15 protein-coding genes are annotated in these 16,558 nt (G+C 39.0%); 9 read left to right on the top strand and 6 right to left on the bottom strand.

Going from position 1 to position 16,558, the window contains the following annotated elements; translation table 11 throughout:
* Positions 1-165 precede the first annotated feature (165 nt).
* Together mutY and AC04Q1_RS17715 are read left to right on the top strand one after the other, a co-directional pair.
* On the top strand, positions 166-1,227 hold the full coding sequence (mutY, locus tag AC04Q1_RS17720) for an A/G-specific adenine glycosylase (protein ID WP_478365906.1): 1,062 nt from the start codon (positions 166-168) through the stop codon (positions 1,225-1,227).
* 55 nt (positions 1,228-1,282) lie between these two features.
* The gene (locus AC04Q1_RS17715; protein WP_478365905.1) at positions 1,283-1,720 is read left to right on the top strand and encodes a single-stranded DNA-binding protein; all 438 of its coding nucleotides are present in this window, start codon (positions 1,283-1,285) and stop codon (positions 1,718-1,720) included.
* Positions 1,721-1,782: 62 nt separating this feature from the next.
* On the opposite strand, the gene glmS is transcribed toward AC04Q1_RS17715, so the two are convergent.
* The 3 genes from glmS to AC04Q1_RS17700 form a co-directional block, all read right to left on the bottom strand.
* Complete coding sequence (gene glmS, locus AC04Q1_RS17710; RefSeq protein WP_478365904.1) at positions 1,783-3,621, bottom strand: glutamine--fructose-6-phosphate transaminase (isomerizing); 1,839 nt, start codon at positions 3,619-3,621, stop codon at positions 1,783-1,785.
* 147 nt (positions 3,622-3,768) lie between these two features.
* Positions 3,769-5,175: a DUF4270 domain-containing protein gene (locus AC04Q1_RS17705; RefSeq protein ID WP_478365903.1), complete on the bottom strand. Its 1,407-nt coding sequence runs from the start codon at positions 5,173-5,175 to the stop codon at positions 3,769-3,771.
* A 21-nt stretch (positions 5,176-5,196) separates the two neighbouring features.
* Positions 5,197-6,021: a glycogen/starch synthase gene (locus tag AC04Q1_RS17700; protein ID WP_478365902.1), complete on the bottom strand. Its 825-nt coding sequence runs from the start codon at positions 6,019-6,021 to the stop codon at positions 5,197-5,199.
* Between the two features lie 149 nt (positions 6,022-6,170).
* Between AC04Q1_RS17700 and panC the strand changes: the two genes are divergently transcribed.
* The 3 genes from panC (at position 6,171) to AC04Q1_RS17685 (ending at position 8,469) form a co-directional block, all read left to right on the top strand.
* Positions 6,171-7,016 carry a pantoate--beta-alanine ligase gene (panC, locus tag AC04Q1_RS17695; protein WP_478365901.1) on the top strand — a complete coding sequence of 282 codons (846 nt, stop codon included), beginning with the start codon at positions 6,171-6,173 and terminating at the stop codon, positions 7,014-7,016.
* Positions 7,017-7,130: 114 nt separating this feature from the next.
* Complete coding sequence (panD, locus tag AC04Q1_RS17690) at positions 7,131-7,481, top strand: aspartate 1-decarboxylase (RefSeq protein WP_478365900.1); 351 nt, start codon at positions 7,131-7,133, stop codon at positions 7,479-7,481.
* 4 nt (positions 7,482-7,485) lie between these two features.
* Complete coding sequence (locus tag AC04Q1_RS17685; protein WP_478365899.1) at positions 7,486-8,469, top strand: lysylphosphatidylglycerol synthase transmembrane domain-containing protein; 984 nt, start codon at positions 7,486-7,488, stop codon at positions 8,467-8,469.
* Positions 8,470-8,894: 425 nt separating this feature from the next.
* On the opposite strand, the gene AC04Q1_RS17680 is transcribed toward AC04Q1_RS17685, so the two are convergent.
* Together AC04Q1_RS17680 and AC04Q1_RS17675 are read right to left on the bottom strand one after the other, a co-directional pair.
* A complete protein-coding gene (locus tag AC04Q1_RS17680; protein ID WP_478365898.1) occupies positions 8,895-11,273 on the bottom strand; it encodes a TonB-dependent receptor in 2,379 nt (792 codons plus the stop codon).
* Positions 11,274-11,381: 108 nt separating this feature from the next.
* Positions 11,382-12,458 (bottom strand): helix-turn-helix domain-containing protein, encoded by a 1,077-nt coding sequence (locus AC04Q1_RS17675; protein ID WP_478365897.1) that lies wholly within the window; start codon positions 12,456-12,458, stop codon positions 11,382-11,384.
* Positions 12,459-12,653: 195 nt separating this feature from the next.
* Between AC04Q1_RS17675 and AC04Q1_RS17670 the strand changes: the two genes are divergently transcribed.
* Positions 12,654-13,793: an acyl-CoA dehydrogenase gene (locus tag AC04Q1_RS17670; RefSeq protein ID WP_478365896.1), complete on the top strand. Its 1,140-nt coding sequence runs from the start codon at positions 12,654-12,656 to the stop codon at positions 13,791-13,793.
* 104 nt (positions 13,794-13,897) lie between these two features.
* Here AC04Q1_RS17670 and AC04Q1_RS17665 read toward each other — a convergent pair whose 3' ends face one another.
* On the bottom strand, positions 13,898-14,242 hold the full coding sequence (locus AC04Q1_RS17665) for a phage holin family protein (protein WP_478365895.1): 345 nt from the start codon (positions 14,240-14,242) through the stop codon (positions 13,898-13,900).
* A gap of 47 nt (positions 14,243-14,289) precedes the next feature.
* Here AC04Q1_RS17665 and AC04Q1_RS17660 point away from each other — a divergent pair, with 47 nt between their 5' ends.
* From AC04Q1_RS17660 to nusA, 3 genes are all read left to right on the top strand, one after another.
* Positions 14,290-14,691, top strand: a complete 402-nt coding sequence (locus tag AC04Q1_RS17660) for a hypothetical protein (RefSeq protein WP_478365894.1) — start codon at positions 14,290-14,292, stop codon at positions 14,689-14,691.
* A gap of 121 nt (positions 14,692-14,812) precedes the next feature.
* The gene (gene rimP / locus AC04Q1_RS17655) at positions 14,813-15,277 is read left to right on the top strand and encodes a ribosome assembly cofactor RimP (RefSeq protein ID WP_478365893.1); all 465 of its coding nucleotides are present in this window, start codon (positions 14,813-14,815) and stop codon (positions 15,275-15,277) included.
* 2 nt (positions 15,278-15,279) lie between these two features.
* Positions 15,280-16,524 (top strand): transcription termination factor NusA, encoded by a 1,245-nt coding sequence (gene nusA, locus AC04Q1_RS17650; RefSeq protein WP_121284435.1) that lies wholly within the window; start codon positions 15,280-15,282, stop codon positions 16,522-16,524.
* Positions 16,525-16,558: the final 34 nt, after the last annotated feature.

Genomic DNA, 16,558 nt, shown 5'->3' with positions numbered 1-16,558 from the left:
TATTATTTATTATATATTGTGTTTTAATATTACTACTGTTTTGGGGTTGCAAAAGTATTGCTTTTTAATGAGATAGGGAAATAAAAGATGATTTTTTTATCTCCAGACTTATCAGCCAATTGCAAGTTTTTTTTTAATCGGATAAATAGACCGTAATTTGCAGTAATGACATTTCAAAATGAACTCATCAATTGGTACCTGATAAACAAGAGAGATCTGCCCTGGAGGCACACCAATGATGCTTATACCATCTGGTTATCAGAGGTTATATTACAACAAACGAGAGTAGAACAAGGTCTTCCGTACTTTAATAAATTTTTAGCGAATTTTCCAACCGTTACTGATTTTGCCAATGCCACTGAAGCGAAAGTTTTAAAGCTTTGGCAAGGATTGGGATATTACTCCAGAGGAAGGAATATGCATGCCACTGCGCAGATTGTAGTGAAGGATTACCATGGAATCTTCCCAAATCTGCATGATGAACTGATCAAGTTGAAAGGAATTGGCGAATATACGGCCGCTGCAATCTCATCTTTTTCTTCCGGAGAGGCCCGGGCTGTTGTGGATGGAAATGTTTTCAGGGTACTTTCCCGGTATTATGGTATAGATACGGCAATCAATTCCCCGGCAGGTAAAAATGTGTTTTACCGTTTGGCAAACGAACTGCTTTACCTGAAAGACCCTGCACTATATAATCAGGCCATTATGGAGTTTGGTGCCATACAATGTAAACCGAAATCGCCCAATTGTAGTATTTGCCCACTCAGCCAAAACTGTTATGCCTTTAATCATGATTTGGTAAACTCCCTTCCGGTTAAAATTAAAAAGGCGGCGCAAAAGCACAGATATATCAATTATTTCATTTGTTATGATGATGAAAGGCTGCTCATTAGAGAAAGGCAGGCGGGTGATATATGGCAGCATCTTTACGATTTTCCGAGTTTGGAAACCGCTGAAGGCTACGAATTGCATCACCCGGTATTTATTGATCAGATAAAAAGTGCTTTCGGAAAAGATGTGGATGTTGAATTTGTCAGCAGCAAAAAGCACTTATTAACGCACCAAATAATCCATTTGCAATTTTTTGTATTAAAAAATTATATATTTAACTTTAGTAAACAAAAGGAACTTAATTGGGTTTCTTTAAATGAGTTAGATGAGTTACCGCAGCCAAAAGTGATCCACGATTTTATAGAGGAATACTTTTATAAGCCTAAAATGGAGTAACTAACCATCTAAGCGGTGCATATTTACACAACGAAACAACTAACCAAAAATATTTATGTCTGGGATTAACAAAGTTATTTTAGTAGGCCACTTAGGCAAAGACCCTGAGGTGCGACATTTAGACGGTGGCGTAACAGTAGCCAGTTTTCCATTAGCTACATCGGAAACATACAACAAAGACGGTAAGAGAGTAGAGCAAACAGAGTGGCATAATATTGTGTTATGGCGTGGCTTGGCCGAAGTAGCTTCCAAGTATTTACAAAAAGGTAAGCTGGTTTATATAGAGGGGAAGCTGAGAACGAGATCCTTTGAAGACAAAGAAAAAGTTAAAAAGTATGTAACCGAGATTGTTGCCGAAAATTTTACCATGCTGGGCAGAAAAAGTGATTTTGAACAGAGCCCAACTGCACCTACACATCAAAGTTCTGAATCTAAAATTGAAGACGAGTTTACCATCGGTTCATCTGATGAAAGCGGAGATCTTCCTTTTTAACAGGCGAGATGATATGATAAAAAAAGCTACCTGATGAGAGGTAGCTTTTTTTATGCGTTAAATTATTCAACTGTTACTGATTTAGCCAGGTTTCTGGGCTGATCTACATTACAGCCCCTCATTACCGCGATATGGTAGGACAATAATTGAAGTGGTATGGTAGCCAAAAGTGGTAAGAATGCTTCATTCGCGTCGGGAATTTCGATACAGTAATCTGCCATTTTTTTAACCTCCGTATCGCCCTGCGTTACAATGGCAATTACTTTCCCCTTTCTAGCTTTTACCTCCTGTATGTTACTGATCACCTTTTCGTATGATGAGTTTTGTGTAGCAATGAAAACCACAGGCATTTCTTCGTCGATTAATGCGATAGGGCCGTGTTTCATCTCTGCGGCAGGATAACCTTCTGCATGGATATAAGAGATCTCCTTGAGCTTTAAAGCGCCTTCCAGTGCCACGGGAAAACCGCTACCTCTACCTAAAAACAAACAGTTGGTAGAATCTTTTATTTTTTCAGCAACTTCCTTAATCAGGTCGTTAGATGCTAAAGCAACCTGGATCTTTTCCGGAATATTATCCAGCTCTGTTAAAAGCTCGATTAATTTCGAAGTGGTGATGGTCCCCTTTTGTTGGGCCATATAAAAAGCCATCAAAGTCAATACCGTTACCTGTGCAGTGAAGGCTTTGGTTGATGCTACCCCGATTTCAGGGCCTGCATGGGTATAAACCCCTGCATGTGTTAATCTCGGTATAGATGCGCCTGCAACGTTACAGATGCCAAAAATGGTGGCACCCCGTTCTTTCGCCATTTCTATGGCTGCCATCGTATCTGCAGTTTCTCCAGATTGCGAAATGGCGATCACCACATCCTTTTCGGTAATAATTGGATTTCTGTACCTGAATTCAGAGGCATATTCAACCTCAACAGGGATGCGGGCATACTCTTCGATCAGGTATTCGCCAACCAGGCCTGCGTGCCAGGATGTTCCACAGGCAACAATGATAATCCGATCTATATTTTTTAATTTTTCTGCAAATTCTTTAATCCCACCAAGTTGAACCTTGCCTTCTTCGGGATAGATCCGGCCACGCATACAATCTTTAATAGAACGCGGCTGCTCATAGATCTCTTTGAGCATAAAATGCTCAAAACCGCCTTTTTCCAGCATTTCTAACTGCAACTGTAACTCTTGAATCAATGGCGTTTGAATCACATTATCCAAACGTTTAACCAAAAGATCATCTTTGGTGATCAACGCAATTTCATTATCGTTGAGGTAAATTACATTTTTGGTATACTCAATAATTGGTGTTGCATCAGAGGCGATAAAATATTCTCCTTTACCAACGCCAATAACCATCGGGCTACCTTTTCGGGCCGCAATTAAACGATCCGGATGGTCTTTATCCATAATCACAATTGCATACGCACCAATTACTTCCATCAGCGCCAAACGAACGGCTTCCAATAAATCTATATTTTCAATTTTTTGGATTTCTTCAATCAGGTGAATTAAAACCTCCGTGTCTGTATCACTTTTAAACTCATGCCCACGGCGGGTTAACTCTTCTTTTAACGTAGCATAGTTTTCGATAATCCCATTGTGTATAATGGAAAGTTTATCGTTATTCGACCTATGTGGATGAGAATTCCGGTCAGACGGGACACCGTGGGTAGCCCAACGGGTATGCCCCATACCGATTGTACCAGATTTGTCCTGATCTTCGGCAAATTCTTCGAGAACCGCTACTTTGCCCGCTTTTTTATAAATATGTTGCCCACTGTTATTCATCAGTGCAATTCCGGCACTGTCATAACCACGATATTCTAATCTTTTAAGACCTTTTAATACAATCGGCCAAGCTTCTCTGTAGCCAATATAGCCTACTATTCCACACATAAGTTTGAGTAAATTTTGATTCTGTAAACATACTAAACAAACGTTTGACTTGGATGAATTTTGAATGAATTTTTAATTTCTCCTTCATTATGGGCAAAAAAAAACTCCTGTTCTTTGAAACAGGAGTTTTTAAAAGAAATAATATGATTAATTAATCTTGGTATAATAGATATTCAGTTTCAACTTGTTTGTAGTTGAGCTGCTGGCTCCGATGATTACTCTTTCCGCAGAAGTTGCAGTAGGGATAACCTGAAAATCAGTATATGATGTTGGCGCAAGGAATGTACCATAATCTTCTATGGTTTTATCAATTATTCCCTGAACATAACTGGTTACCGTAAAAATGTACCGGTTTTTTAGTGCGTCAAAATAACCCCCAAAGAGTGCGTCTCCGCCTGTACTGCCGGTAAAAGTAGTATAATCAGGAATGCTGCCTGGTTGATGAGCAATATCCCAACGGTATAAAGAAAGTCTTTGTGCGGCATTAAAAGGGTAGGCAGGTGCACTACCGCCTAGCTCTACCACCAATTCGGCCTTGTTCACAATTACTTTTCCATATGTGCTTGTGAAATTTAACAACTGAGGAAAGGTAAGCTTGGTTTTTACACCGGCCAGACCTTGTAAATAGGTTACATCGTATGAAGCTGCAGGAGCAGAAATTTGCGTTTCCACAGGTGTACCGGTATAATCGTGTTTAATGTTTGCTGCTATGCCGATAATTTTACTGTTTGAATTTATAACACCTAATGGGAAGTTTACTGTTGCCGTATCTTTTCCGCTTGATGAGTTTGTTTTCTTCCAAACCAATTGTAAGTAGGAGTCGGTACCCGTAAAATTAAAGAAGCCAATGCCCCCAACACCAGTTGATGATGTTTTATTTACTTTCGCATACAAACCTTTAAATGCCTCGATAAACTTTGCATTTGTAGCTGTTCCTGCGGTACCCAGGTTTAAAATATTACTCTGTATAAACGCTGTGTTTAACGGAATTCTGATCTGTGCAGGTACCGTCTTTAAAGTATCTGGTTTGCCGGTAACGATATCAAATACTTTTGCTTTGGTATTTGGGGCTATTTTACCGGTAAAATTCCCTAACACAGTATTATTAATCGCCTGTACATCTGAGCTTTTATAATTCTCAACCTTGTTTGTAAGCTGAAAAACATCGATACTGTATTTAGAATTGGTGGTATCGCCGTAAAACTTGGTTGCGGTACTGGATTCATCAAATTTTAAAACTAAAACTGCCGAATCGAGTACTGGAGTTGTTCCAAAATCGTAACTTGTACTCACCGGATAAACCGTCATGGCCAGGCCAGCTTCCGTTTTTCCAAAAACTGGATCAGTCATATATCCTAATGGATAACGGCTTAATTCGGAAGTAACTGCCGGTGTTTCTGGAACGAGTTGAGATTTTACATCAGATACGACCAGGGTTCCTGTAATTGCAGTACTTGGATCAACATCTAAACCAACACCATCGGGGTTTTTACATGATGCAAAAAGAAAAAGACCTATCAACAGGGTTAATAAGTCTTGTTTTGTAAATTTCATATTTAAAATAATAATACCTAATTAAGCAACTGAAACCAATTCGTCGTTTGAAATTTCTTCATAAAAAGTATAGAAGTTTTCAAAATTCTCGGTTAAGTTAAAAGCTAATGTTGGCTTATTGGAATCTTTAACAAATTTTAACACATCTTTATTCAGGTTTTCATCTGCTAAAACTACTGCGTCTGAGTGTGTTATTGCACCAATGTGCATGCTGTCGCAATCAGATGGCAAGAATGCTTTAGTGTCATCTTCCGTCATGTTTGCCATCACTGCTTTCTTTGCGAAATCAGCATTTAATTTTTCTGTAAAGCCATCCTCATAAATAGAATAAACCACTTTTGAATTTTTAAAAGTAGGATCGTTTTTATAAGTTGTTTTAATGTAAGCAGGAACCAAGGCGCTCATCCAGCCATGGCAGTGAACGATATCTGGCGCCCAGCCTAATTTTTTAACCGTTTCTAATGCACCTTTGCAGAAGAAAATTGTGCGTTCATCATTGTCGTCGAAAAATTTTCCGCTGGCATCTCTAAATACCTGTTTGCGTTGGAAATACTCTTCGTTGTCTAAGAAATAAACTTGCATGCGTGCAGCTGGGATGGAGGCTACTTTAATGATTAAAGGGTTATCATTGTCATCAATAATGATGTTCATTCCCGATAAGCGGATTACTTCGTGTAAACGATTTCTTCTTTCGTTGATATTACCGAATTTTGGCATTAAGATGCGGATTTCGAATCCTTTCTCTTGCATGGCCTGCGGTAATTGGCGCGTGATTTCAGAAATTTTAGTAAGCTCGAGGAAAGGCGACATCTCGTGTGTAACAATCAGCAGCTTCGTTTTTGCCATCTCCATATTCTAAGAAAATATTAAGTTAAATAAAAGATAATGAGCTGCAAAGGTAAGCATAATAATACTATTTATCAATATAGCAAGCATTTGTTTGGTTTCGTTTAGATTAATTTACACCTTTACGGCTTTAATTTAGATTGTCCAAATTGGAAATATTTAAAACCAAAGCAGCGCTTAAAGCTTTTTTAAAACCTTTAAAAGCATCAGCTAAAAAAATAGCATTGGTACCTACTATGGGTGCTCTGCACAATGGCCATATATCTTTGATAAAACTGGCGCAACAAAATGCCGATATCATTATCTGCAGCATTTTTGTGAACCCCACACAGTTTACAGACCCCAAAGATTTAGAAAAATATCCGCGCCCGATTGAGCACGACCTGGCTATGCTGGCTGACGCAGGCTGTAATGCTGTATTTATGCCAAACGTAGAGGAGATGTACCCCACTGGTGCAGATGAGGCCTGGCATATTGATTTGGGCAATGCCGAGTTTTTACTGGAAGGCGAATTTAGGAAAGGTCATTATCAAGGCGTAACACAGATTGTAAAAAAACTGTTTGATGCCGTTGAGCCTAATGTAGCCATGTTTGGTCAGAAGGATTTTCAACAGGTGTTGATGATCAAAAATATGCTGGCTTATTTTAAACTGCCCATCTCGATTATCACCTGCCCGATTATTAGGGAAGACGATGGTTTGGCCATGAGCAGCCGCAATATCCACTTATCTGCCGATGACCGTAAACATTCCCTGGTACTGAGTAAATCACTACAGTTCGTTGTCGATCATTTTAATGAATACACATTAACCGAATTGGAAAATAAGGCCAAAGCGTTTTACCATGATATTGATGGCGTTGAACTCGACTATTTTACCATTGCCAATGGCAGCACCCTCGAACCAGCCAAATCAAAAGATGAAAATAACCTGGTTGCCCTGGTTGCCGCAAAAGTAGGCTCTACCAGGTTGATTGATAATATGATCATTAAATGATGGAAAATGGAAGATGTAGCTGATTGTTGCCCTTTTTCATCATCCATTTTCCATATTACATCTCTCTTACATCTTCCGTTATTGAAACTCCAAACTGATTGCTAACTTTGCCGAATGGTTATCACAATATTAAAATCGAAAATACACCGTGTTAAGGTAACACAAGCCGAATTAAATTATGTAGGCAGTATTACGATAGATGAAGATTTGATGGATGCGGCTAACATTATCGCTAATGAAAAGGTGCAGATTGTAAATAATAATAATGGTGCGCGTTTCGAAACCTATGTAATTAAAGGTGAACGCGGTACCGGTACCATCTGTTTAAATGGGGCAACGGCACGTTTAGCGCAGCTTGGCGACATCCTGATTATTATGTCTTATGGCGCCTTACCAATAGAAGAAGCCAAAAAATACAATCCAATTTTGGTTTTTCCTGACGATAACAACCACTTGCTAAAATAACTTTGTGACATTCGACCTCAAGACAGCGCTAAAGTACATTATTCTGTTTTTAATCGGGATAGGGGTACTATATTTAGCTTTTAGAGGTCAGAATATTGGAAAGATCTGGCAGGAAATCAAAACCGCCAACTACTTTTGGGTCATTACTTCTGCATTTGCCGTATGGATTGCCCATGTATTACGGGCATTGCGCTGGCAAATGTTGTATCAGTCTATCCATTACAATGTCAGTTTCTGGAATGCCTATCATGCCGTGATGATCGGTTATCTGGCTAACCTGGCTTTGCCACGCTTCGGAGAGATTGGCCGTTGTTCGGTTATCCATAGAGCAGAAAAGGTGCCCATGTTTGCTTCGATAGGCACCGTCATTACCGAACGGCTATTTGATGTGCTTGTACTCTTTCTCACCGCATTGGCAATGCTGATTTTTCAGTATGATATTGTGGCCGGGTTTCTTTACGAAACCATTTATGTTAATCTCGCTAAAAAACTAAGTGCCATTAATTATTGGTGGCTGGTTGGACCGGGCGTAATGATATTGGTACTTATTGGCGTAGCAGTCTATTTTCTTCGCAAGAAATTCAGTAAAAAGTTCTTACGCACATTTGTAAGCCTGCGCCAGGGCTTTGGTTCCTACAGCAAGCTAAAACAAAAAGGATTATTTTTAACCTACACATTGGGGATATGGATTTTCTATTCGCTTTCCATGTATTTTGCATTTTCCTCCATTCAGGCTACTTCCGGATTGCATTTTAACGCCGCATTTACGGCAATTGTATTTTCTGGTTTTGCCATGGCAGCACCCGTTCAGGGCGGAATTGGTGTTTTCCATTGGATGGTTGCCCAGTCGTTAGTATTATACGGGATATCATTTAAACATGGATTGGCATATTCAACCATTATTCATTCATCACAGGTACTTCTCATTCTGATTTTAGGCAGCCTGAGCCTATGCAAAATCTTATTCAATAGAACCACAATAAAATAATTCTCCGTGTTTTTGTTCTTACAAGCCCTTAATATAGGGTATGATCTTAACTGATTAAAGAAAATGAATTAGCCATTTTTAAGCGTAAATAAGCTGTTAATGTTTTAAAACCAAATCGTCTTAGTCATCACTCCAATTGATCATTAAAAAACAATAAAGTAATGATCTCAATCCGACTTTTTTCGGATCAAGACCCAATTTGTCCGATGAAGGTCCGGTTTTAGTCTGTATTTACAACGCATGTAAATCCTTACTTTCAGAACAGTGTTGTTGTAATTTCTTGATCAGGAAAAAGGCTTTGAAACAAATTGCTGATGCCGTAAATGTGATGCATTTTGAATCAGGTAAAGACCGGTTAAGGATCCAACAAGCTGTTTGAACTTATTTCTGGTATTATTTAAGAAATGGAATACATAGCCATTCGTTTAATTGGCCCTGTTCTCTTCATCGCTTTTTTTGTTTTCTCTGGCTTTGTAAGTCGAACTGCCAAAATTAAAAGTTAAACTAAACACCAATCTTTGCGCAGCGAAATAGTGATAAAAATCGTTATTAATAATGCTTTTCTCTCTAAAAATAAGCCTTCTTTTGATATTGTCGAATGCATCATACAGCGTAAGTTTCGTGTTGAGCCTGTTTTTTAGCCATGTTTTTTGCACACCAAAATCAATTCCGTAAACCGGGGCAAAAATATAGAGGCCATTCCCGCTTTTCGATTCGTAGGTATAACTGATGTCCAGTAGCCAGTTTTTTAAAGTAAAAACCTGACTGCCATTAACGATATAACTATATACAGGTATTTCGAAGGTATTTCCAAAGTAAGGTGTTAGTTCCTTGTTGTAATAGAAAGTAATGTTGTTGTTCGTCCGCCACCACTTGTTTATGGTGATGGGAGCGCTGATCTGTAGGTTCGCAAATTTTCTATAGGGTAGGTTTCTGCCTAAAAAAATCAGCTCATTGCTGATTTGATTATATTCGGGATAGCGGCTCATTGGATCTGTTTCCTTCCCTGCGTTCAGCGAAATATTAAGGCTCTTTCTGCTATAAGATAAAGCAATTAGATCGGTTGTGGAAGGTTGCAGGTATGGATTGCCTATCCAGTAATGCCTCGGACTGTAATAAAACCGAAATGGGTTTAACATGGCAAAAGTTGGCCTTGTTAGCCGTCTGCTATAACTGAAGCTGAGTTGTGAATTTTCGTTAATGGCGTAGGTAATATTTAAGCTTGGAAGCCACTTCATATACTTTTTTTCTGTAATGTTACCGGTAGTGATCGAATTTGCTACGGTGCGCGTATACTCTGTTCTTAAACTTAAGCTGTAATTAAATTTGCGCCACTGTTCATTGTAAGAAAGATAGCCTGCGCCAATATATTCCTGGTAATGGAACTGGTTACTCCTGTTCAGATCAAGGTTAAAAATAGCGTTGGCCAATGTGTCATAGCGGATGTCGTTCTGAGTGGTGGTATGGGCAAATTTTCCTCCAAATTCTAACTTTCCTTTACCTATTTTTTGCGTGTAATCTGTCTGTGCAGCACGGATCGTAATCTCATTTTTAGATCCTGTTTTCCAGTAATTGATCAACTGATCGTTAAGTATATTGCGGTTCTGAATATCCTCTGTTTGTCGATTGTCTATTTGGGCCAAAGAAGTAATTACGTGAAGTTCGCTGTTCTTAAATTGTGCATCGTAATTGATACCACCTGAATAATTATATTGCTTGGGAAGGGCATTGTTATCGCTTTTAACAAGCGCAGTGGTTTGATCTAAGGTATTGGTTTGGGTAAGCAGCTGATTGCCGGATACTGCATTTCTATCCATTTGGTATGTACGTACGAAAGCCTCCAGGTTTTGCCCTTTTTTTACCTCATAAGTTGCCCTTGCCTGTAGGTTAAAGTTTTGATTGGAGGTAACGGTTCTGGTGTCGGTGGTCATGGCGTTGGTATTGCTTAAATACTGCAAAGAATAATACTTATAGAAGGTACTCCCGCTGGTATTGCCTAGCCTTAGGTCATAAACAAACCGGTTTGTTTTAAAAACCAGGGATAGATTATTATCCAGTAAACTGTAATTGTTTTGCTGAAAACGGGCATTATACGTGCCTTTTAAGCCTAAAGACTGGTTTTTCTTCAGTTTTACATCGATAATTCCCTGGTATTCGCCATCGTATTTGGAAGAGGGCTGGTTAATCATTTCGATCGATTCGACCATATCAGGAGATAAACTGCCCAGATAGGATAAGATTTCATCATTATTCATGTTTACAGGTCTGCCATCCACAAATAATGTTGGGGTTGCCCTGCTCGCCATTACCATGGTTCCATCCTGGTTAACCTGAAGGCCGGGCAGTTTTTTAAATACGTCCAACAGATTAGATGCCGACTTAAAAAACACATTGTTGGCGACACCGATTTTAATCTGGCCGTTTTGTGTGCTAAAATTTGGCACGCCCCCTGTTACGGTTACTTCCTGAAGTAGGTTAACATCTTCCGCCATTAAGATGTCGCCCATATCTATTGTCTTTGGGTGATCTTCGTCTATCAACAGCTCTTTTTGCATTTTTTGATAACCGGTTAAGCTAATAGATAAGGCATATTTTCCGTTTGGCAGATCGCTGAATCGGAAATAACCAGAAGTGTCGCTGTTGGCATATCTGATTACCGTAGGATGGTTTTGATCTGTCAAAATCAAATTGGCTAAGGGTATGGCTTGCCTGGTTTTGTGATCAATCAGTTTTCCCTTAATTACCTGTGCCCTTAAAAATAGCGCTGTAAATAAGAACAGGCATAATAACAATATCGGTTTCATCTTCGTGTGTTTGGTTTTTTATGGAGTAAACCAAAACTAGAATAGAAGAATATAGAAGGGGTTTTAAATCTCAGATTTGGGCGTTCGGAATTATAAAACGAGACTCATCTAGTTTGATGGAACAGCCAAAAGTTGTTCCTTGTACTGCATGGGCGTAGTTTGTTTATATTTTTTAAAAGTGGTGTAAAAAGTAGATTTGGAGTTAAAGCCAACTTCATATCCAATGGCCTCGAGCTTAATTCCCTTATCGTTAACGATGAGTTCGCAAGCTTCGTTTATCCTAAAGCCGTTGATATAGGCAGCGAAGCTTTTGCCTAAATTGTCGTTAAGCAATTGCGAAAGCTGGTGGCCTGAAATGCTGATTTTTTTGGCAAGATCATTTAATTTAAGATCGGGATTCTTATAAAGCTCCTCTTCCAAAATAATCCTCCGCAGTTTATCTGTTAGTATCATGGCCTGTTCTTCGGCTATCTTCTTGTTGGCATAACGGACCAGATCCCCATGGCCAGATAAAAAAGTACTGGTTTTCCGCCGGCTCATAAACAGGAACGTGTTGAGATAGAGAACGGCGGAGAAAAATAAGGCTCCACTAATGCAGGGGCCATTAAAAAACGGGAAGAAAGGTAACTTAAATGCCGCCGGAACGATTATATTGCCAATGAATACGGATAACAGCAACATCTCCGTTGTAGAAATTCTGTCTCCCTTGCTGAGGAATTTAACAAAAACCGTCCTAAGCAACCAGGCAGATAATAGCACATAAACTGTAAATTGTATGGAAATGATGCTCCCAATATAATTTTCCCATACATTAGATTTGTTATCATAAGGTGCAACGAAACCGCTAATCAGAATTGCTAAAGCCCAAAAAAGATAAGTTCCCTTCTGTATCATGGTATTCTTTGAGGCTTGGCCTAATGCAGATTGAATAAAATAAAAAAGAGATGGGCCTGCCAATGAACTTCCCAGGATGCCTATTTGGATATAGATGCCAGGTAGGGCCGGATAGAAATAAAAGAGGAGCGATTTACTGATCTTTACACAAAGAGAAACAAGCAAAAGCCCAAGAAAAAAAGAAGGTGTAGATTTTGGCTTTTTGAAGAATAACAGATATGCGCTAATGATAAAGCCATTAAATGCGCCCAGGGCACTAAAGAAAAATAATATTTGCTGCCCTAAGTTCATTTAACAAAAATAATAATCTTACATGAACACAAAGCCTATTGTTACGAATACTTTCATTTTAAGGGGGACAATATTTTTTATGATTGCCTAACAAATCATAAATATACCGGCCGACAAAATAAATTGCTATGCAGCCATAGTAATTTCGAACAGAAATGCTACATTTGACTTACTAACCTTTTATACATAAATGTTATGCATTTTGAATTAAGTGAAGAACAGTTAATGATCCAGCAGGCTGCACGTGATTTTGCGCAGCAAGAATTAAAGCCTGGGGTAATCGAACGTGATGAACACCAGAAATTTCCTGCCGAACAAGTGAAAAAACTCGGAGAACTTGGGTTTTTGGGGATGATGGTGAGCGAAAAATATAATGGTAGCGGACTCGATGCCATTTCTTATGTTCTGGTAATGGAAGAGCTTTCTAAAATCGATGCCTCTGCCTCTGTTGTGGTTTCGGTAAACAATTCGCTGGTTTGCTACGGATTGGAAGCGTATGGTAACGAAACCCAAAAAGAAAAATATTTAAAGCCGTTAGCTGCTGGAGAAAAAATCGGGGCCTTCTGTTTGTCGGAGCCCGAAGCTGGTTCTGATGCCACCTCACAACGCACAACTGCGGAAGACAAGGGTGATTATTATTTGCTAAACGGTACCAAAAACTGGATTACCAATGGCAATACTGCATCAACCTATCTGGTAATTGCGCAAACACATCCTGAATTAAGGCATAAGGGTATAAACGCTTTTATTGTGGAAAAAGGAATGGAAGGTTTTACCATCGGACCAAAAGAAAATAAATTGGGCATCCGCGGATCTGATACGCATTCTTTAATGTTTAATGATGTTAAGGTACCCAAAGAAAACAGGATTGGTGACGATGGTTTCGGCTTTAAATTTGCCATGAAAACGCTGGAGGGCGGCCGGATCGGTATTGCAGCCCAGGCTTTGGGCATTGCACAGGGTGCTTTTGAACTGGCTACACAATATGCCAAAGAACGTAAATCTTTTGGAAAACCGATTGCTGAGCACCAAGCCATCGCTTTTAAACTGGCCGATATGGCAACCCAAATTGAAGCCGCAAGGTTACTGGTATATAAAGCCGCATGGTTAAAAGATCAGGGTCAGCCCTATACACAGGCAGGTTCTATGGCCAAGTTATTTGCCTCTAAGGTGGCGATGGATGTAACCATCGAAGCTGTGCAGGTACATGGTGGTTATGGTTTTGTAAAGGAATACCACGTAGAACGCCTGATGCGTGACGCTAAAATTACCCAAATTTACGAGGGTACTTCTGAAATTCAGAAAATGGTAATTTCGAGGGAAGTGATCCGTTAGTTGTGAGCCTGGAGTTGGGAGCTTGGAATTGTTGATCCAAACCCCCAACTCAAAACTCCCCTTTAAGTTTAAGCGCAATGCACTCCAAACTTAAGATTCCGAATTTAATCCTTTTCTCCTACCACCGCACTAAATACTGCTTTAATTAAAGCCACAACGATAGCTAAGAATGCCGCGGCGATAAATCCGGAGGTATTAAAAGAGGTCATCATGTTATCCACCAATAAAATCATTAAAACAGTAATGATAAAGGATACGAGCCCGAGCGTTAGAAAATTAACAGGAAATGTTAATAGCCTTAAAATGAATCCGATGGTTGAGTTTGCCAATGCAATCAATACTGCGGCTATAATGGCATTTCCATAACCATCAATAGTTACACCAGGCACCAATCTTGCGCCAATAAAAAAGGCTAATCCCATTAAAAGGATTTCGATAATAAATCTCATAATTGTTATTTTTGTAAATGTTTAAATGCTTTTTTAAATACCTGGCTATGATTGCTGTTGCCGTATTTGCACTTTCATGTTCGAATACAAACAACAAACCAATCATTAAGTTTTCCAGAGATAGTTTATCAATAATAATTAAAAATATTGATGAGGCGAGTCTCTTACAGGTTAAAAACGCCTATAAGGCTAATGCAGATACACTTAATCTGATTTCGGTTTTAATAAAACCTGGCGATCTGGACAGTATTCAAGATGAACTGGAAATGCCCGGGAAGGTTAAGGTTAGTGGCGATTCCGTAATTTTTAGCCCTGATCAGCCCTTCGTAAAAGGGAAAGATTATGTGGTGGAAAGTTATATAGGTATAAAGTTTGCAACGGTGGGGAACCTGATCTCTGGCAATGCGAGGCACAACTTACAGGCACAAAGACAAACACTTAAGCGGTAATAATCAGCATAATAATTACAGTAACTGTTTGATTTTTCTTAAAAATTTACTACATTTGCATCGTAATCGAAGAAAAGAGAAGGGGACCGTGTCCCCTTTTTCTATGAAATCAGGTTAAAATATGCAGGTAGAAAAGAGAGTTGCAGCCCTCGTTGAGGAAAAAATAGCAGATCGGCCAGAACTGTTTTTGGTTGAAGTAAGGATGTTGCCAAACAATAAGCTTATAATTCATGTTGATGGCGACGAAGGCATTAGCATCCAGGATTGTGTGGCCATAAGCAGGCATGTTGGTTTTCATCTCGAAGAAGAAAACGCAATAGAACAGGCTTATAATTTAGAAGTTTCTTCACCAGGAGTGGGTGAACCGCTAAAATTAATCCGTCAATACAATAAAAATATTGGCCGCACTGTGAGTATTAAACTCAAAGAGGGATTAAAGAAAGAAGGAAAACTGCTGGAAGTAACAGAAGATAACCTGCTGATTGAAGAATCGGTTAAAGAAAAAGGTAAAAAGGCGGTAGCAATTCAAACAGTTGTTCCGTTTAATGATATATTAGAAACAAGTGTGTTAATTTCATTTAAGTAAAAATGAGTACTACAACAATTAATTTGATCGACTCTTTTCAAGAGTTTAAAGATTTCAAAAATATAGATCGCCCAACGGTGATCAGTGTGCTGGAAGAGGTTTTTCGTAGCATGTTGCGTAAAAAATACGGAACAGACGAGAACTGTGATGTGATCGTGAATCCAGATAACGGAGATTTGGAGATCTGGAGAACGAGAAAAGTAATGGAAGATGGTTTTTCTGAGGATGATGATCTGGAGATCGAACTTGCTGAAGTTTCTAAATTAGACAGCACTTTAGAAGTTGGCGATGATTATATTGAACAGATTACCTTAGAAAGTTTTGGCCGTAGGGCAATTTTAGCTGCACGCCAAACTTTGGTTTCTAAAGTATTGGAGTTAGAGAAAGACGAGATTTTCAAAAAATATAAAGATAGAGTAGGCGAAATCGTAACCGGTGAGGTTTACCAGGTTTGGAAAAAAGAAACTTTGGTTTTAGATGATGAAGGTAACGAACTTTTAATGCCTAAAACTGAACAGATTCCTGCAGATTATTTCAAAAAAGGAGATTCTGTGAGAGCAGTAATCTCTAAGGTAGAAATGATCAATGCGAATCCGAAAATTATCATTTCAAGAACAGCACCAGAATTTTTACAACGCCTGTTCGAACAGGAAGTTCCGGAAATTTTTGATGGTTTAATCACCATCAAAAAGATTGTACGTGAGCCAGGAGAGCGTGCTAAGGTTGCGGTTGAATCGTATGATGACCGTATCGATCCGGTTGGTGCATGTGTGGGGATGAAAGGATCCCGTATCCATGGTATCGTTCGCGAATTGAAAAACGAAAACATTGACGTGATTAATTTTACCAATAATATTTCATTGTACATTACCCGTGCTTTAAGCCCGGCAAAAATTACTTCCATTAAACTGGATGATGAAACCAAACATGCATCGGTTTACTTAAAACCAGATCAGGTTTCATTGGCCATCGGACGTGGCGGACACAACATTAAACTGGCTGGTAAATTAACCGGTTACGAAATTGATGTGTACCGTGAAGCTGGTGAAGAGAGTGATGAGGATGTAGATTTAGAAGAATTCTCAGATGAGATTGATAGCTGGATCATTGATGAATTAAAGGCTATCGGTTGCGATACTGCTAAGAGTGTATTAGCACTTACAGTAGAAGATTTAGTGAAGCGCACCGACCTTGAAGAGGAAACCATTAAAGAAGTGGTTCAAATTTTGAAGTCAGAATTTGAATAAGTGGTGTAATTGCCAAATAAACACTACTTTTGTA

Source organism: Pedobacter humicola (assembly GCF_056490705.1).
The sequence above is the reverse complement of the archived record's forward strand: the minus strand, read 5'-3'. Positions and strand labels throughout refer to the sequence as shown.